Raw genomic sequence first — 17,087 nt, forward strand, 5'->3', positions numbered from 1 at the left:
GTTAGCGCCGCCCAGCAATACCCTGGTATCCACACCATGCACCACGACATTACCCACATCCTGACTGACCTGATCAACGGCACAACGCCGCTGCGTCAGGTGCATTTTGCGAACCCAGCGATCCCCGCCCCCGAACTTGCCCTGCAGGTCGATTTCCCACGTCTGGAGATCGCGATCGAAGGTTCAATGAAAGACCAGGCTGGCAGCGTTTTACAGCAGGGGGATGTTTTATACGTCCCGGCTGGCGGCTGGAATAATCCACATTGGCAAGCTCCCGCAACCACGCTGAGTATCCTGTTTGGCAAACAGCAGCTTGGGTTTAGCCTTTTGCATTGGGACGGTGAAGACGTTCGAAATCTGGCAAAGCAGCACGTTGCCCGCCGCGGTCCGCGTATTGGATCGCTACTCTTACAGACGTTCCATGAAATCCAGATGCAACCGCATGAGCAGCAAACCGCGAGGCTAATTATCGCCAGCCTGCTTAGCCACTGCGTGGACCTTCTGGGGAGTCAGATCCAAACCGCCTCCCGCAGTCAGGCTCTGTTTGAAGCGATTCGGGTCTATATTGACGAACACTACGCCACTCCCCTTACCCGGGAATCCGTCGCGCAGGCGTTCTATATCTCCCCAAACTACCTGTCTCATCTGTTCCAGAAAACGGGCGCAGTGGGTTTTAATGAATACCTGACGCATACCCGGCTGGAACACGCGCGCCAGCTGTTAAAAGGGTATGATTTAAAAGTGAAAGAGGTGGCGCATGCCTGCGGATTTGTCGACAGCAACTATTTCTGTCGGTTATTTCGCAAGAACACGGAGCGTTCGCCGTCAGAATACCGTCGCCAGTATCACAGCCAGCTCACCGGAAAGGGTGCTAGTCCAGAATGATCTGAGTTTGCTGCGGAGCGGATAGCATTTTACGCACCGCGCCCATCACCTTTTGTGGGTCACGTAAAAAGGCGTTAATACCGCACTTCACGTAGCGCGTATGCTCGAAACGTTCACTGCCCGCCAGTTCGATATCAGTAATGAGCAATACGACATCAGCACGCCGGATGTCCTCTTCCGTAAGCTCACTCTCAACGCCCAGCGCTCCCTGCGTCTCAATGTTAACGCTCCACTTCTCCTGCTGGCAGAGCTTTTCCAGCCGTTCGGCAGCCATATAGGTATGTGCGACGCCACTGACGCACGCGGTCACCGCCACCAGATGACGTCCCGCTATCACTGTCATGTTCAGCCTCCCAGGGTAACATTGAAACCTTCGCACTCGGCCAGCTGACGCATCGCTGACACCTCATCTTCTGTCGGCGGGATCGCTTGCCGCATTCCCCACACCTGTCCCAGCAGACGGTATTTTGGCTCCCCATACTGATGGAAGGGCAATAAATGCAGCTGCCGTATTCCTGAAGGTAACAGGAAAGCCAGCACGCGCGCCATGTTCGTTTCGTTAAGCGTATAGCCAGGAATAAGCGGGACGCGGGGAATCACGTTTATCCCGTCAGCCACCAGCTGGCGGAAATTATCCAGCACCCTGGGGAGATTCATAGCCAAAACGGATTGGGCCAGCGCCGTGTCCATGATCTTCAAATCAAACAGCACTTCATCACACTGGTGAGCCAGCGGCATTAATCGCGACAAAGGCGCATCGCCTGCCGTTTCGATGGCCGTATGCACGCCGAAACGACGCAGCCTCTGTAGAAGCTGTGTCGCGAAAGGCGCCTGCAGCAACACTTCCCCGCCCGAAAGCGTCACCCCGCCTCCCGAGGAACGAAAGAAGACATCATCTTTCATCACCTCGTTTTCAAGCTCATCCAGCGTCACGTCGCGCCCGATGTGCTCGAACGCGCCGGAGGGACACTCCTCAGCGTCCCGCAGGCAGGGAGCACAGTGCAGACATTTACTCTCCCGGCGCACCGTCTCGATTTTCGGGGAGATCGACTCCGGATTCGCACACCACGGACAGCGGTGAGGGCAGCCTTTAAAAAAAACCACCGTGCGGATGCCGCTTCCGTCGTTCAGTGAGTAGCGCTGGATGTTGAAAATACGCGCCACGTCGACGCGCGTTTCAACCACGTCACAGCTGATGTGCTGTGCGGCGGATAATGTCATCCTGGATCTCCTTCGATAACTCGACAAAGAAGGCGCTGTATCCGGCAACGCGCACCACCAGCCCGGCAAAATCCTGTGGACGCTGTTGCGCTTCACGCAATGTTTCCGCGTTCACCACGTTAAACTGGATATGCTGCAGCTTAAGCTGGGTGAAAGCGCGAAGGAAATCCGCCAGCTTTTGCAGCCCGGTATCGCCTTCCAGCGTCGCAGGGGTAAATTTAACGTTTAACAGCGTACCGTTAGATAACAGATAGTTATCCAGCTTGCTTACCGATTTTAATACCGCCGTTGGGCCCTGCATATCTTGCCCAAGCATCGGCGAGAGCCCACCGTCAGCCAGTTGCTCTCCGGCAAAGCGGCCATCCGGTGTAGCTCCCACCACCGCCCCCAGCGGCACGTGTGCCGATACGGTATAAGAGCCTGGCGTGAACTGTCCGCCGCGCGGGTTCCGGTATTTTTCGACCTCTTTACAGTAATGGCGCAGCAGTTCAGCGCTGATATTGTCGACATCATCGATATCATTGCCGTATTTTTCGAAGCGATTGATCAACCTTGCACGCACCTTTTCGCCCTCTGGGGTGGCAAAGTTCGCTTTTAACACGGCTAAGAGCTCATCAAAACTTAAGCGCTGCTGTTCAAAGACCAGCCCTTTCAGGGCGTGCAGTGAATCGCTCAGGTTGGCTATCCCGATTCCCTGAACGCCAGAAAAGTTATACCGCGCCCCGCCGTCGGTAATATCTTTCCCTGATTCAAGACAATCGCTGATAAATGAAGAGAGCAACGGTACCGGTGCCCAGTCTCGATGGCCGATATCGCAGATGTTGCTCCCCTCAACCATCAGCGCAATGTAGTGATTAATTTTGGCGCGAATATGGTCCAGCAAGCCTTCATAACTCAGCGCTGCGTTGCCTTCGTTCTCCTGCATCGCGATTTCCATCACCTTCAGCAGGTTAAACATCGCGATATCATGCAGACCGTAGGTTTTACCCGGAATTGACAGTTCTACACAGCCAACCACCGCGTAGTCGCGCGCATCTTCCAGCGACACCCCCCGATTCAGGAAAGCGGGCACCACCACTTCGTCATTGAAAATCTGCGGGATACCGGTGCCCAGGCGGATCGTCTCCGCCGTTTTAAGCAGAAAAGGACGGTCGATAAGTTCGTTAACCCGCACGCCAAGGTTCGGTTGAGGAAGCTGAACGCTCTGATAAGCATCCAGGCACAGGAAGGAAAGCACATTCACCGCGCTACGACCGTTCTCCGTCAGGCCGCCCAATAGTGCGGTATACCCGGTCGGGAATCCGGCAAAATAGCGGGCGCTGCTGGTCGAGCGTAAAAGCACCACATCATTGCACTTCACCCACAGCGATTCCAGAATCTCTTTCAGGAAAGCGGGCGCTTCGCCCTGTGAGAGCGAGGCCTGATAAAAGGGCAGCATGTACTGGTCAAAGCGCCCGATGGAGAGCGAACTTGCGTTGGATTCATACTGCAAAATAACGTTCATGTACCAGAAGAGCTGACACGCCTGCCAGAACGTTTGCGGCTTATGCTGCGCGTTGTGGCGCGAGATTTCTGCCATCTTCCGTAATTCTTCACGCCGTGCTGCATCGCTGCTTGCAGCCAACTCTTCAGCCAGTGATGCATAGCGCAGTATATGACGCTGGGACGCTTCAAGCAGAATCAACGCGGCGGCATAGAACGTGTTCTGCGCATCGCGGGCGCAGCGTTCGCGCAATTCCTCCACCAACACACCCAGGCCGTTATTGAGCAGGCGCGGATAATCAATAATGATATGCCCCTGCCCTTTGTCCGTCTGGTTGACGCTGAAAATTTGCGTCCCCACAGCGGCTTTCACCTCATCCGTCATCTGGCTGTTAATGAAATCCTTCATTGACCGTTTTTCCCAGTAGGGATACAGCACGTCACGGTAGATCTGTTTATCCGCTTCGCCGATCTCGAAGCGGTCCTGTGGACGAGTGGAGAACTGGTCCAGCTCCTTAAGCAGCCAGTACGGATCCATCTCAGGCGACATAATGCCCGCACGCGGTTTAACGGTCCGGTTTCCGGCAATCAGTTCCTCATCACGAATCGCGATGTTCACATGGTCAAGAATGTACGCCGTGGCTTTTGCACGCCTGAGGATAACCGGCTCACCTTCCGTCTGCTGATGGCTGGCGGTATAGAGCAAAGCACGCTCAAGCGAGATTTCACGTGGGCTGGCAAAAAGTGCGTCTTTCAAACGCTGGGTACGATTCGTCATGAGGGAACTCCTGTAACGGAAAACGAGCCCGCCCCGAAGGGCGGGAGAGCGTCAGGCGGTTTGCGCCAGGTGGGCATCAATCTTGTTCATGATGGCGTCGGCGCGTTTTACCGCGTCGCTAATGTTGACGCGCACGATGGTTTTCCCGGCAAAGCGCTCTTCAAATTTAATGCCGATATCTTTGGTCAGGATCACCATATCCGCTGCAGCGATATCCTCAGCATTCAGCTCGTTCTCAAGACCAATCGACCCCTGCGTTTCAACCTTTACTTCCCAGCCTTTGGCTTTAGCGGCGCTTTCCAGCGCTTCGGCCGCCATGTAGGTATGGGCAACGCCAGACGGGCATGCTGTTACTGCGATAATTCGGGCCATCTTCTCTTCCTCACTCAGTTAATTTCAAAATCCAGATTCAGGTCGTCCTCTTTTTCCTCGACCTGTTTTGCATTCTTGCGGGCAATACTCTTCAGCACGTTGACGCTAATGGCCGTCACCACCGCCCCTACGGCAACCGCCGCGATGTAGCCCAGTTTGCCTTCCACCACAGGGAGAACGATAAGCCCGCCCCAGCCGGCATAACATTGCGCCCCCATCACGGCAGCCGTCACTGCGCCAGATGCGGATCCCAGCATGATGGAGGGAATAACGCGCAGAGGATCGGCAGCGGCGAACGGAATGGCCCCTTCGGTAACCCCCACGCAGCCCATCACTAATGCAGCCTTACCCGCTTCACGCTCTTCACCGGTAAAATTCTTGCGATTAATCAACGTCGCCAGGCCTAATCCCAGCGGTGGCACACAGATACCGACTGCCGCAATCGCCACCACGGTGTAGACGCCCTGAGCAACGCAGATCAGCATGAAGGCATAGGCGACTTTATTAATCGGGCCACCCATGTCGAAGGCCAGCATCAACCCCATGATGATGGCCAACACAACGATGCTGCCCTGCTGCATCCCTTGCAGCCACTGGGTTAAGCCCGTCGTCAACGCACCAACAGGTTCGCCCAGACCCCACATCATGATGCCTGCGGTAACAAAGGTGCCGATGATAGGGATGATGAAGATAGGCATGACGGAGCGCAGAACTTTCGGGACCGGCAGTTTTTTCAGATACCAGACCACAATCCCGCCGAGGATCCCGGCAATAATGGCGCCGAAGAAACCGGCACCGAAACTGTTACCGACCCACGCGGCAATAGCGCAGGGAGCAAGCGCGGCGCGCTCGGCAATGGAATAGCCAATATAGGCGGCCAGGAAAGGCACCATCAGCGTTAACCCCGCCACGCCGATATCAAATAGCTTTTTGAGGTTGGGATCGGTTGCGGCATCCGGTACCGCGCCCTTGCCGTACAGCATGACCGAAACCGCCAGCAAAATACCGCCCGCGACCACGAGCGGGATCATGTGCGACACCCCGGTCATCAGATGCTGCCGCGTGTTCTTGAGAATATGCACCAACTCTTTCATATGTCGCTCCTGGCTTAAAACCATAAAGATGTTGTGGCAAACAATAGGCAATCAGGAAGACGGCGGACAGGAGACAAAAAGGCCATTTACTGGATTTTTGTAATATCGAAATAAAAATGCGATCCGCCTCGACATTTCGGATAGACGTTACGCATAAGACAAACCACCATAACCTGTGAGTCAAATCTCACTTTTCACGTGATATTACATTTGTCCAGCTTTTGGCAGATTTGTCACATGGCGCGCGCCATCAACGCACTCGTATGCTGTTCCCAAATGAATGATGATGAGTTTCAGGAGTGTGTATGGCTCTGGTAGTGGAATTTACCTGTGAATTGCCCAACGGTGTTCACGCGCGTCCGGCAAGTCATGTAGAGACGCTGTGCAATACGTTTATCTCACAGATCGAGTGGCATAACCTGCGCACTGACCGAAAAGGAAATGCCAAGAGCGCACTGGCACTTATTGGCACCGACACGCTGGCAGGCGACGCCTGTCGTCTGGTGATCCACGGTGAAGATGAGCAGAGCGCCCATCAACAGCTGGAACAATGGCTCCGGGAAGAGTTTCCACACTGCGACGCGCCGCTCGCAGAAGCCATCAATATTGAGCGCGATCCGCTGCCAGAATCCCTCGCGCGCCTTAATCCAACGCTTTTCCGCGCCCTGCCCGTTTGCAGCGGCAGCGCCCGGGGCGTGTTAACCTTGCTGACCTCGCTGGATCTCAATGCACTGACGGATTTACCCGACGCGAAAAACGTGGAAGAAGAGCAGTCAGCGCTGGATAAAGGCCTCACCCTGCTGGTGAAAAACATTGAGCTGCGCGCGCTGGACAGCGACAGCACCGCCAGCGCCATTCTTGAGGCACATCGTTCGCTGGCAACGGATACCTCTTTGCGTCAGCATCTCCTTGCAGGAGTGAGCCAGGGTTTGAGCTGCGCGCAGGCTATAATCGCCACAGCTAACCATTTCTGCGATGCGTTCTCTCGTTCCAGCAGCAGCTATCTGCAGGAACGCGTGCTGGATGTGCGCGATGTTTGCTATCAGCTGCTGCAGCAAATCTACGGTGAACAGCGCTTCCCCGCACCGGGCCAGCTGACGCAGCCGACCGTTTGTCTGGCGGATGATCTTACGCCCGGCCAGTTCCTGGAGCTCGATAAAACCTTGCTTAAGGGGCTGCTGTTAAAAAGCGGCGGAACAACCTCGCACACCGTTATTCTTGCACGTTCCTTTAATATTCCGACGCTGGTCGGCGTCGACAGTGAAAGCCTGCTGCAGTGGCGCAATAAACCCGTATTTATTGATGGCAATGCCGGTGCGGTCGTGGTCAACGCCAGCGATGCGGTGGCGCGCTACTACCGCCAGGAAGCACGGGTACAGCAGGCACTACGCGAGCAGCAGCGCATCTGGCTTGACCGGGAAGCCAGAACCGCCGATGACCTGCGCATTGAGATCGCCGCAAACATCGCCCACGCGGTGGAAGCGCAGGCAGCATTCGGGAACGGCGCCGAGGGCGTTGGCCTGTTTCGCACCGAAATGCTGTATATGGACCGTACCAGCGCGCCCGGCGAAAACGAGCTGTACAACATTTTCTGTCAGGCGCTGGAAAGTGCAAACGGGCGCAGCATTATCGTGCGCACCATGGATATCGGCGGCGATAAACCGGTGGCGTACCTGAATATCCCGGCCGAAAACAACCCGTTTCTCGGCTACCGCGCCGTACGCATTTACGAAGAGTATGCCGCCCTTTTCACCACCCAGCTTCGGGCGATCCTGCGCGCCTCTGCTCACGGCAGCCTGAAGATCATGATCCCGATGATCTCATCCATGGAAGAGATCCTGTGGGTGAAAGAGAAGCTTGCCGAAGCAAAACAGCAGCTTCGCGCTGAACACATTCCGTTTGATGAGAAAATCCCGCTCGGCATCATGCTGGAGGTGCCTTCGGTGATGTTCATTATCGATCAGTGCTGCGAAGAAATTGATTTCTTTAGCATCGGCAGCAATGACCTGACGCAGTATCTGCTGGCCGTCGACCGCGACAACGCCAAAGTCACACGCCACTACAACAGCCTGAACCCGGCCTTCCTGAGGGCGCTGGATTATGCGGTACAGGCCGTCCATCGCCAGGGGAAATGGATTGGCCTGTGCGGAGAGCTGGGCGCAAAAGGTTCAGTGCTGCCGTTGCTGGTGGGTCTGGGACTGGACGAGCTGAGCATGGGGTCGCCCGCTATTCCGGCAACCAAAGCGCGCCTGGCACAGCTTGATAGCCGCGCCTGCCGCCAGCTGCTGAATCAGGCCATGTCGTGTCGCACTTCGCTTGAAGTGGAACACCTGCTGGCGCAGTTCCGCATGAATCAGCAGGACACACCGCTGGTCACACCTCGCTGCATTTCACTGGATAACGACTGGAACAGCAAAGAAGAGGTCATGAAAGGGATGACCGATAACCTGCTGCTCGCCGGACGTTGCCGCTACCCTCGCAAGCTGGAGGCCGACCTGTGGGCGCGAGAAGCCGTATTCTCTACCGGTCTTGGCTTCAGCTTCGCCATTCCGCACAGCAAGTCTGAGCATATTGAGCAATCCACCATCAGCGTTGCGCGCCTGAAATCCCCCGTCATGTGGGGAGATGAAGCAGCACAATTCATCATCATGCTGACGCTGAACAAACACGCCGCTGGCGATCAGCATATGCGTATTTTCTCCCGCCTGGCCCGCCGCATCATGCATGACGATTTCCGCAGTGCGCTGGTCAACGCCAGCTCAGAAGAGGCCATCGCCTCCCTGCTGCAACACGAATTAGAACTCTGAAACGAGGAAGAGTAATGGAACTGTATCTGGATACCGCCAACGTGGCGGAAGTTGAACGTCTGGCCCGCATCTTCCCTATTGCGGGCGTTACCACCAACCCGAGCATCATTGCCGCCAGCCGTGAATCCATCTGGGACGTGCTCCCGCGCCTGCAAAAAGCCATTGGACCGGAAGGCACGCTGTTTGCTCAAACCATGAGCCGCGATGCAGAAGGCATGGTAGCGGAGGCAAAACGTTTGAGTAACGCAGTCCCCGGCATCGTGGTGAAAATCCCGGTGACGGCTCAGGGGCTCATCGCGATTAAAGCATTGAAAAAAGAGGATATAACCACGCTGGGGACCGCCGTTTATAGCGCGGCACAAGGTTTGCTTGCCGCGCTGGCAGGCGCGAAATATGTCGCGCCGTATGTGAACCGCGTTGACGCTCAGGGCGGTGATGGCATTCGCATGGTCCAGGAGCTGCAGTCCCTGCTGGAACTGCACGCGCCGGAAAGCAAAGTGCTGGCCGCCAGCTTCAAAACACCGCGGCAGGCGTTGGACTGCCTGCTGGCGGGATGCGAGGCAATCACGCTTCCCTTAGACGTAGCGCAACAAATGCTCGGCACGCCAGCGGTAGAGTCAGCCATAGAGAAGTTCGAGCAGGACTGGAAAAACGCGTTTGGTAACCTCAACCTCTAAGGGAGAACTGTTATGGACCGTATCATTCAATCGCCGGGAAAATACATCCAGGGCGCTGATGTGCTTACCCGTCTCGGCGACTATCTGAAACCCCTGGCCAATCGCTGGCTGGTTGTCGGCGATAAATTTGTTCTGGGTTTTGCCGAAGAGACCCTGCGCCAGAGTTTTAAAAAAGCCGAACTGCATGCCGAAATCGCGCCGTTTGGTGGCGAATGTTCACAAAATGAAATCGATCGTCTGAAAAAGCTGGCCGACAGCGCCGACTGTCTGGCGGTGCTAGGCATTGGCGGCGGTAAAACGCTGGATACCGCCAAAGCGCTGGCCCATTTTATGGACGTTCCCGTGGCTATTGCCCCGACGATTGCCTCCACCGATGCGCCGTGCAGCGCCCTTTCCGTTATTTACTCCGACAGCGGCGAGTTCGACCGCTATCTGATGCTGCCGCACAACCCGAACATGGTTATCGTCGACACCAAAGTAGTAGCGGGGGCGCCGGCACGTCTGCTGGCCGCCGGGATTGGCGATGCGCTGGCGACCTGGTTCGAAGCACGCGCCTGCTCGCGCAGCGGCGCGACCACCATGGCGGGCGGCAAATGTACGCAGGCTGCACTCGCGCTGGCCGAGCTGTGCTACAACACGCTGATTGAAGAAGGTGAAAAGGCCATGCTTGCAGCGGAACAGCATGTGGTTACGCCGGCGCTGGAACGCATTATCGAAGCCAACACCTATCTCAGCGGCGTGGGCTTTGAAAGCGGCGGACTGGCCGCAGCGCACGCTATTCATAACGGTATGACGGCGGTACCGGACGCGCACCACTTCTATCACGGTGAAAAAGTGGCGTTTGGCACGCTGACGCAGCTGGTACTGGAAAACGCGCCGGTAGAGGAAATAGAGACCGTCGCGGCGCTTTGTCACAGCGTTGGGCTGCCGATCACGCTGGCGCAGCTGAACATCAAAGAGGATATTCCGGCCAAAATGCGTCTGATCGCGGAAGCCTCCTGTGCCGAAGGGGAAACTATCCACAACATGCCCGGCGGCGTAACGCCGGATCAGGTGTATGCGGCGCTGCTGGTGGCCGACCAGTATGGGCAGCGGTTCCTGCAGGAGTGGGAGTAAATAGCGTGAATAAAAATCCCCGCATCAGCGGGGATTTTTTTGCCCGTAAGCCGGGTAAGCGTCAGCGCTACCCGGCACAGGGGTTACTGCAGGTCAAACCGGTCCAGATCCATCACCTTCGCCCATGCGGCAACGAAGTCGCGAACAAACTTCTCATGCGCATCATCACTGGCATAAACCTCTGCCAACGCGCGCAGAACGGCGTTAGAACCGAAGACCAGATCGGCGCGGGTGGCGGTGTATTTCACTTCACCGCTGGCGCGATCGCTTCCGGCAAACAGTTCATTAGATTCGTCGGTCGCCTTCCACTGGGTGTTCATGTCCAGCAGGTTCACGAAGAAATCGTTGCTCAGCACGCCCTCGCGGTCGGTGAACACGCCATTCTTGCTGCCATCAAAGTTGGCACCCAGCACGCGCAGGCCACCGATCAGCACCGTCAGCTCAGGCGCGGTCAGCGTCAGCTGCTGGGCTTTATCAATCAGCAGTGACTCTGTCGTGGACACATCCACCTGCGCACGGTAGTTGCGGAAGCCGTCGGCAATCGGTTCGAGCAGGTTAAACATCTCGATATCCGTCTGATCCTGACGCGCATCGACGCGGCCCGGGGTGAACGGAACGTTGACGTAAACGCCTGCCGCTTTCGCCGCCTGCTCAACGCCCACCACGCCCGCCAGCACGATGATATCCGCCAGAGAGGCTTTGTTGGTGGTGCGCTGGATAGCTTCCAGAGCCGGCAACGCGCGAACCGCTGCGGCGTTCACATCCCAGTCGCGCTGAGGGGCCAGCGCCAGACGCGCGCCGTTGGCGCCACCGCGCTTGTCGCCGCCGCGGAAGGTTGAAGCTGACGCCCAGGCAACGGAAATCAGTTCGCTCACGGAGAGGCCAGAGGCAGCGATTTCCGCCTTCAGGCTTTCAATGTCTTCTTTCGACGGATTGAACACCGCCTGCGGCAGCGGGTCCTGCCAGATCAGATCTTCTTTCGGCACTTCCGGGCCAAGGTAACGCGATTTTGGCCCCATATCGCGGTGGGTCAGCTTGTACCACGCGCGCGCGAAGGCTTCGTTGAAGGCCTGCGGATCGTTCAGGAAACGGCGGGAAATTTTCTCGAATTCCGGGTCAAAACGCAGCGTCAGGTCGGTGACCAGCATGGTAGGTTTGCGTTTTTTCGACGGGTCGAACGGGTCAGGCATGATTTCCGGCGCATCCACGGCTTCAAACTGAATCGCTCCCGCCGGGCTGCGGGTCTGCACCCATTCGTATTTGAACAGGTTCTCGAAGAAGTAGTTGCTCCACTGGGTCGGGGTTTGCGACCAGATGACTTCCAGACCGGAGGTAATGGCATCTGCGCCAACACCCGTGCCGTGCGTGCTGGCCCAGCCCAGGCCCTGCGCTTCAATCGGCGAGGCTTCCGGGTCGGTGCCGACGTGCGTGGCTTCACCCGCGCCGTGGGTTTTGCCGAGGGTGTGGCCGCCCGCGATCAGCGCAACGGTCTCTTCGTCGTTCATCCCCATGTTGCCGAAGGTCGCGCGAATTGCCGCCGCAGCAGACAGAGGTTCACCGCTGGCGTTTGGCCCTTCCGGGTTAACGTAGATCAGGCCCATTTCGGTGGCGGCCAGAGGACGCTTGGCCAGCGCTTCCGGGTCACGGTGGGTCAGCCAGGCTTTTTCATCACCCCAGTTCACGTCCAGGTCTGGTTCCCAGACGTCTTCACGCCCGGCACCAAAACCAAACGTACGGAAGCCGGAGTTCTCCAGCGCCACGTTACCCGCGAGGATAAACAGGTCGGCCCAGGAAATTTTTTGTCCGTATTTTTGCTTGATGGGCCACAGCAGACGGCGCGCCTTATCCAGGCTCACGTTATCCGGCCAGGAGTTCAGCGGCGCAAAGCGCTGTTGACCGCGTCCGGCACCGCCGCGTCCGTCAACGGAGCGATAGGTACCCGCGCCGTGCCAGGCCATACGGATAAACAGGCCCGCATAGCTGCCCCAGTCGGCAGGCCACCACGGTTGAGAGTCGGTTAAAAGGGCTTTAAGGTCGCCTTTAAGGGCGGAGTAATCAAGTTTGCTGAATTCTTTGCGGTAGTCGAAGTCTTCACCCAGCGGGTTCGAACGATTGGAATGTTGATTAAGAAGATCGATGCGGAGTTGTTTTGGCCACCAGTCGCGGCTGCCTGTACCTGCCCCCGCGCTGTGATCGACGCCGCCCTGGTGGAACGGGCATTTGCCGACCGATGCCGCTTTATTGGTCTCGTCTGACGTGCTCATCGCTATGCTCCCTTTTACAGTGTTACCGTTACGATATACACCACTAGCAATAAGTTATAGTTGAATTAATCCACAGATTCGATAGCTAATACCTTTTAACTATTCGCGTGACAAAAAAGCCCTCGTAAAACGAGGGCTTTGTGCTTATTACGCTGGACGAACGCCCAGCGTATGGCAAATGGCGTAGCTCATCTCCGCGCGGTTCAGCGTATAGAAGTGGAAATCTTTCACCCCTTCACGGCTTAAAATTTTCACCATGTCCATCGCGATATTGGCCCCCACCAGCTTGCGGGTTTCCGGATCATCGTCCAGCCCTTCGTACATTTTGGACATCCACAGCGGAATGCGAACATTGGTCATATCAGCAAACTTCTTCGCCTGTTTGAAGTTAGAGACCGGCAGAATACCCGGAATAATTTCAACGTCGATGCCCGCGGAGACGCAGCGGTCACGGAAACGCAGGTAGCTTTCCACATCAAAGAAGAACTGGGTAATGGCGCGGTTCGCGCCGGCGTCCACTTTACGCTTCAGGTTAAGCAGATCGGCCTGGGCGCTTTTCGCTTCCGGATGCACCTCAGGATAAGCGGCAACGGAGATATCAAAGTCAGCCACGTCTTTCAGCAGCGCGACCAGATCGGCGGCATACATGTCCGGCTTACCGCTGCCCGGCGGCAGGTCACCGCGCAGTGCGACGATATGACGAATGCCGTTATTCCAGTAATCCTGGGCGATGGCCCGTAACTCGTCGCGGGTCGCGTCGATACAGGTGAGATGCGGCGCCGCTTCCAGACCGGTACGATCTTTGATGCCTTTAATGATGCTGTGCGTACGGTCACGCTCGCCGGAGTTAGCACCGTAAGTCACGGAGACGAACTTCGGCTTCAGGCTGCTAAGACGATCGATAGAGCTCCACAGGGTTTGCTCCATTTCACTGGTGCGCGGCGGGAAAAATTCAAAAGAGACGTTAATCTGGCCGTTTACTTCGGCCAGGCTCTGATTCAGTGCTTCCCGCTGGTTGGCGTGAAAAAAGCTCATACCTTACCTCTATCAATCGCATGTCGTTATTTGTTGTGTTGTGAACTTCTATACGTTTAGACGTCCAGATGTAAAAATGACGGAAAAGCAGAGGGACGTCAACATAAATAATCAACAATAACGGTGAGGTTTGCTCAGGAAAGATGAAGAAAGTTCATGATGGGTGGTAGGGAGTGAGACATCGCCTCCCCAGGACCGTACACCCCTTTGGGTAAAGGGGAAAAAACCGCATCGCGCAGTCCTCTCCCCTATGGGATGTACGGTGCGGTTTTAATGCCAGCAGAAGTGATGCACAACCTGGGTAATCAGTTCGCGGGTTGGCTTGATGAAGCGGGTTTCCAGATATTCATCCGGCTGGTGCGCCTGGTTGATGGAGCCGGGGCCCAGGACCAGCGTAGGGCAAAGCGTCTGAATAAACGGCGCTTCGGTGCAGTAGTTCACCACGTCGGTTTTCTCACCGAGCAGCTTTTCCACCACCTCAACCAGCTGATGGTCCGGCGGGCATTCGTAACCCGGGATCGGCGGATGCAGTTCGGAGACCGTCAGGCGGCCCGGCCAGCGCTCGCTCACCGGAGCCAGCGCTTCATTCAGCAGGCCGTCGAGATCGCTGAGGGTCATGCCCGGCAGCGGGCGAATGTCCATATGCAGTTCGCAGCAGGCGCAGATGCGGTTCGAGGCATCGCCGCCGTGCAGGCTGCCGAGGTTCAGGGTCGGATACGGCACGGTGAACGCGTCGTAGTGGTAGCGCTCTTTCAGATCGTCGCGCAGGGTCATGATACGGCCGATGGCGTCATGCATCAGCTCAATGGCGTTCACGCCGCGCGCCGGATCGCTGGAGTGGCCGGACTGGCCCAGCACGCGCACGGCCGTAGAAATATGGCCTTTGTGCGCGCGGATCGGCTGCAGAGACGTCGGCTCGCCGATGATCGCGCAGTCCGGGCGAATCGACGTGTTTTCAGAGAAGTAGCGCGCGCCCGCCATGCTGGTTTCTTCATCGGCGGTCGCCAGAATGTAGAGCGGTTTTTTCAGCTTCGTCACGTCCACGTCACGCAGCGCGTCGAGGATAAAGGCGAAGAAGCCTTTCATGTCGGCGGTGCCCAGACCATAAAGCTTGTTGTCGTGCTCGGTCAGGGTGAACGGATCGCGCGTCCAGCGGCCGTCGTCAAACGGCACCGTATCGGTATGACCGGCCAGCAGCAGGCCGCCCGCACCGGTTCCGGTGCTGGCGAGCAGGTTAAATTTGTGGCGGGTTCCTGGGACGGGCTGAACCTCAACGTTAAACCCAAGATCGCTAAACCAACCCGCCAGCAGATTGATTAAAGACTCATTGCTCTGATCCAGCGCTTCTTCCGTTGCGCTGATGGACGGTGTGGCAATCAGGGCGCGGTAGATCTCGATAAATGGCGGTAAGTTCATTTTCATTGTTGACACACCTTAGGTCGTGATAGTATCAATATTCATGCAATAAATGTGAATAAAAATACACTAACGTTGAGCATAAAGGAACCCGATGTTGAATACGCTGATTGTAGGCGCTAGCGGTTATGCGGGCGCAGAGCTTGTAAGCTACGTGAATCGCCATCCACATATGACCATAACCGCTTTGACCGTGTCAGCGCAAAGCAATGATGCAGGAAAGTTAATTTCCGATTTGCATCCGCAGCTTAAGGGCATTGTCGATCTGCCGCTGCAGCCCATGTCTGACATCAGCGAGTTTACCGACGGCGTCGACGTGGTGTTTTTAGCCACCGCGCACGAGGTCAGCCACGACCTGGCGCCGCAGTTCCTGGCGGCCGGCTGCGTGGTCTTCGACCTTTCCGGCGCGTTCCGCGTGAACGACGGTGCGTTTTACGAAAAATATTACGGCTTCACCCATCAGCATCCGGATCTGCTGGAAAAAGCGGTGTACGGACTGGCGGAGTGGAGCGCAGATAAACTGAAAGAAGCGGACCTGATTGCCGTTCCGGGCTGCTACCCGACGGCGGCGCAGCTTTCCCTGAAGCCGCTGATCGACGCGGGCCTGCTGGATCTGAGCCAGTGGCCGGTGATCAACGCCACCAGCGGCGTGAGCGGCGCAGGCCGCAAGGCGGCTATCTCCAACAGCTTCTGCGAAGTGAGCCTTCAGCCGTATGGCGTGTTTAATCACCGTCATCACCCTGAAATCACGACGCATCTGGGCGCGGACGTCATTTTCACCCCGCACTTGGGCAGCTTCCCGCGTGGGATCCTCGAAACCATTACCTGCCGCCTGAAACCGGGCGTGACCAAAGAGCAGGTGAACGAGGCCTTCACGCAGGCATATGCGGACAAACCGCTGGTGCGCCTGTACGACAAAGGCGTGCCGGCGCTGAAAAACGTGGTCGGTCTGCCGTTCTGCGATATCGGCTTTGCCGTTCAGGGTGAGCATCTCATCGTGGTGGCCGCAGAAGATAACTTACTGAAAGGCGCTGCCGCACAGGCAATGCAGTGTGCAAATATTCGTTTCGGCTTCCCTGAAACGCAGGCTCTTATTTAAGGTGTGATGATGAACCCATTAATTATCAAACTCGGTGGTGTACTGCTGGACAGCGAAGAAGCGCTGGAGCGTCTGTTTACCGCGCTGGTGAACTATCGCGAATCACACCAGCGTCCGCTGGTGATTGTGCACGGCGGCGGCTGCGTGGTGGACGAGCTGATGAAAGGGCTCAACCTGCCGGTGAAAAAGAAGAACGGCCTGCGCGTCACGCCTGCTGACCAGATTGACATCATTACCGGCGCGCTGGCGGGCACGGCGAACAAAACGCTGCTGGCGTGGGCGAAGAAACACTACATCTTGTCCGTTGGCCTCTATCTGGGCGATGGCGACAGCGTAAAAGTGACCCAGCTCGACGAAGAGCTCGGCCACGTTGGACTGGCGCAGCCAGGTTCGCCTAAGCTAATTAACACGCTGCTGGAAGGGGGTTTCCTGCCGGTGGTGAGCTCTATCGGCGTGACCGAAGAGGGCGAGCTGATGAACGTCAACGCTGACCAGGCGGCGACGGCACTGGCGGCAACGCTGGGCGCGGACCTGATCCTGCTCTCCGACGTGAGCGGCATTCTGGACGGCAAAGGCCAGCGCATTGCGGAAATGACGGCTGAGAAAGCCGAGCAGCTGATTGCGCAGGGCATTATCACCGACGGCATGATCGTCAAAGTGAACGCCGCGCTGGATGCCGCACGCACGCTGGGCCGCCCGGTGGATATCGCCTCCTGGCGCCACGCGGAACAACTGCCGGCGCTGTTTAACGGCACGCCGATTGGCACGCGTATTTTAGCGTAAGTTTTTATTGAATGACCGTAGGCCGGGTAAGCGAAGCGCCACCCGGCAGAACTAACGA

14 protein-coding genes are annotated in these 17,087 nt (G+C 56.9%); 6 read left to right on the top strand and 8 right to left on the bottom strand.

What is annotated here, in order from left to right; all coding sequences use genetic code 11:
* Window positions 1–36: 36 nt before the first annotated feature.
* Window positions 37–885, top strand: a complete 849-nt coding sequence (locus WM95_RS24965) for a helix-turn-helix transcriptional regulator (protein WP_088544997.1) — start codon at window positions 37–39, stop codon at window positions 883–885.
* Here the strand turns inward: WM95_RS24965 and WM95_RS24970 are convergent.
* Genes WM95_RS24970 through WM95_RS24990 form a run of 5 tightly spaced genes read right to left on the bottom strand, consistent with a single transcriptional unit; the run spans window position 872 to window position 5,832 of the window.
* Window positions 872–1,228, bottom strand: coding sequence for a PTS fructose-like transporter subunit IIB (locus WM95_RS24970; RefSeq protein ID WP_023309667.1), 357 nt, complete (start codon window positions 1,226–1,228; stop codon window positions 872–874). The two genes, WM95_RS24965 and WM95_RS24970, sit on opposite strands and share 14 nt — an antisense overlap.
* Window positions 1,229–1,230: 2 nt before the next feature.
* Window positions 1,231–2,106 (bottom strand): [formate-C-acetyltransferase]-activating enzyme, encoded by an 876-nt coding sequence (locus WM95_RS24975; protein ID WP_063408244.1) that lies wholly within the window; start codon window positions 2,104–2,106, stop codon window positions 1,231–1,233.
* A complete protein-coding gene (locus tag WM95_RS24980) occupies window positions 2,072–4,366 on the bottom strand; it encodes a formate C-acetyltransferase (protein ID WP_047743353.1) in 2,295 nt (764 codons plus the stop codon). Before WM95_RS24980 ends, WM95_RS24975 begins: the two co-directional genes overlap by 35 nt.
* A 51-nt stretch (window positions 4,367–4,417) precedes the next feature.
* Entirely contained in the window at window positions 4,418–4,738 is a 321-nt protein-coding gene (locus tag WM95_RS24985; protein WP_023309670.1) for a PTS fructose-like transporter subunit IIB, read from the bottom strand.
* Window positions 4,739–4,752: 14 nt separating this feature from the next.
* On the bottom strand, window positions 4,753–5,832 hold the full coding sequence (locus tag WM95_RS24990) for a PTS fructose transporter subunit EIIC (RefSeq protein WP_063408243.1): 1,080 nt from the start codon (window positions 5,830–5,832) through the stop codon (window positions 4,753–4,755).
* 305 nt (window positions 5,833–6,137) lie between these two features.
* Between WM95_RS24990 and ptsP the strand changes: the two genes are divergently transcribed.
* From ptsP to gldA, 3 genes are read left to right on the top strand one after another with little or no spacing between them, the layout of a single operon-like run.
* The gene (gene ptsP, locus WM95_RS24995; protein ID WP_063408242.1) at window positions 6,138–8,639 is read left to right on the top strand and encodes a phosphoenolpyruvate--protein phosphotransferase; all 2,502 of its coding nucleotides are present in this window, start codon (window positions 6,138–6,140) and stop codon (window positions 8,637–8,639) included.
* 14 nt (window positions 8,640–8,653) lie between these two features.
* Window positions 8,654–9,316 (top strand): fructose-6-phosphate aldolase, encoded by a 663-nt coding sequence (gene fsa, locus WM95_RS25000; protein WP_063408241.1) that lies wholly within the window; start codon window positions 8,654–8,656, stop codon window positions 9,314–9,316.
* Between the two features lie 12 nt (window positions 9,317–9,328).
* Complete coding sequence (gene gldA, locus WM95_RS25005) at window positions 9,329–10,432, top strand: bifunctional L-1,2-propanediol dehydrogenase/glycerol dehydrogenase (RefSeq protein ID WP_063408240.1); 1,104 nt, start codon at window positions 9,329–9,331, stop codon at window positions 10,430–10,432.
* An 83-nt stretch (window positions 10,433–10,515) separates the two neighbouring features.
* Here gldA and katG read toward each other — a convergent pair whose 3' ends face one another.
* The 3 genes from katG to argE all read right to left on the bottom strand — a co-directional run bounded on the left by katG (window position 10,516) and on the right by argE (window position 15,153).
* Window positions 10,516–12,696: a catalase/peroxidase HPI gene (gene katG, locus WM95_RS25010; RefSeq protein WP_045404251.1), complete on the bottom strand. Its 2,181-nt coding sequence runs from the start codon at window positions 12,694–12,696 to the stop codon at window positions 10,516–10,518.
* A gap of 147 nt (window positions 12,697–12,843) precedes the next feature.
* On the bottom strand, window positions 12,844–13,731 hold the full coding sequence (gene metF / locus WM95_RS25015) for a methylenetetrahydrofolate reductase (RefSeq protein ID WP_023309676.1): 888 nt from the start codon (window positions 13,729–13,731) through the stop codon (window positions 12,844–12,846).
* A gap of 270 nt (window positions 13,732–14,001) precedes the next feature.
* Entirely contained in the window at window positions 14,002–15,153 is a 1,152-nt protein-coding gene (argE, locus tag WM95_RS25020; protein WP_023309677.1) for an acetylornithine deacetylase, read from the bottom strand.
* A gap of 88 nt (window positions 15,154–15,241) precedes the next feature.
* Here argE and argC point away from each other — a divergent pair, with 88 nt between their 5' ends.
* Both argC and argB read left to right on the top strand, forming a co-directional pair.
* Window positions 15,242–16,246, top strand: coding sequence for an N-acetyl-gamma-glutamyl-phosphate reductase (gene argC / locus WM95_RS25025; RefSeq protein WP_047743344.1), 1,005 nt, complete (start codon window positions 15,242–15,244; stop codon window positions 16,244–16,246).
* 6 nt (window positions 16,247–16,252) lie between these two features.
* Window positions 16,253–17,029, top strand: coding sequence for an acetylglutamate kinase (gene argB / locus WM95_RS25030; RefSeq protein WP_088544998.1), 777 nt, complete (start codon window positions 16,253–16,255; stop codon window positions 17,027–17,029).
* Window positions 17,030–17,087 lie beyond the last annotated feature (58 nt).

Source organism: Enterobacter cloacae complex sp. ECNIH7, assembly GCF_002208095.1.
In the GTDB taxonomy this organism is placed as follows: domain Bacteria; phylum Pseudomonadota; class Gammaproteobacteria; order Enterobacterales; family Enterobacteriaceae; genus Enterobacter; species Enterobacter cloacae_M.

Coding starts and splice junctions, on each gene's coding strand:
- argC (WP_047743344.1), top strand. CDS start 15,242: ATGTTGAATACGCTGATTGTAGGCGCTAGCGGTTATGCGGGCGCAGAG.
- WM95_RS24975 (WP_063408244.1), bottom strand. CDS start 2,106: ATGACATTATCCGCCGCACAGCACATCAGCTGTGACGTGGTTGAAACG.
- ptsP (WP_063408242.1), top strand. CDS start 6,138: ATGGCTCTGGTAGTGGAATTTACCTGTGAATTGCCCAACGGTGTTCAC.
- fsa (WP_063408241.1), top strand. CDS start 8,654: ATGGAACTGTATCTGGATACCGCCAACGTGGCGGAAGTTGAACGTCTG.
- WM95_RS24985 (WP_023309670.1), bottom strand. CDS start 4,738: ATGGCCCGAATTATCGCAGTAACAGCATGCCCGTCTGGCGTTGCCCAT.
- WM95_RS24965 (WP_088544997.1), top strand. CDS start 37: ATGCACCACGACATTACCCACATCCTGACTGACCTGATCAACGGCACA.
- katG (WP_045404251.1), bottom strand. CDS start 12,696: ATGAGCACGTCAGACGAGACCAATAAAGCGGCATCGGTCGGCAAATGC.
- argE (WP_023309677.1), bottom strand. CDS start 15,153: ATGAAAATGAACTTACCGCCATTTATCGAGATCTACCGCGCCCTGATT.
- gldA (WP_063408240.1), top strand. CDS start 9,329: ATGGACCGTATCATTCAATCGCCGGGAAAATACATCCAGGGCGCTGAT.
- WM95_RS24980 (WP_047743353.1), bottom strand. CDS start 4,366: ATGACGAATCGTACCCAGCGTTTGAAAGACGCACTTTTTGCCAGCCCA.
- WM95_RS24990 (WP_063408243.1), bottom strand. CDS start 5,832: ATGAAAGAGTTGGTGCATATTCTCAAGAACACGCGGCAGCATCTGATG.
- argB (WP_088544998.1), top strand. CDS start 16,253: ATGATGAACCCATTAATTATCAAACTCGGTGGTGTACTGCTGGACAGC.
- metF (WP_023309676.1), bottom strand. CDS start 13,731: ATGAGCTTTTTTCACGCCAACCAGCGGGAAGCACTGAATCAGAGCCTG.
- WM95_RS24970 (WP_023309667.1), bottom strand. CDS start 1,228: ATGACAGTGATAGCGGGACGTCATCTGGTGGCGGTGACCGCGTGCGTC.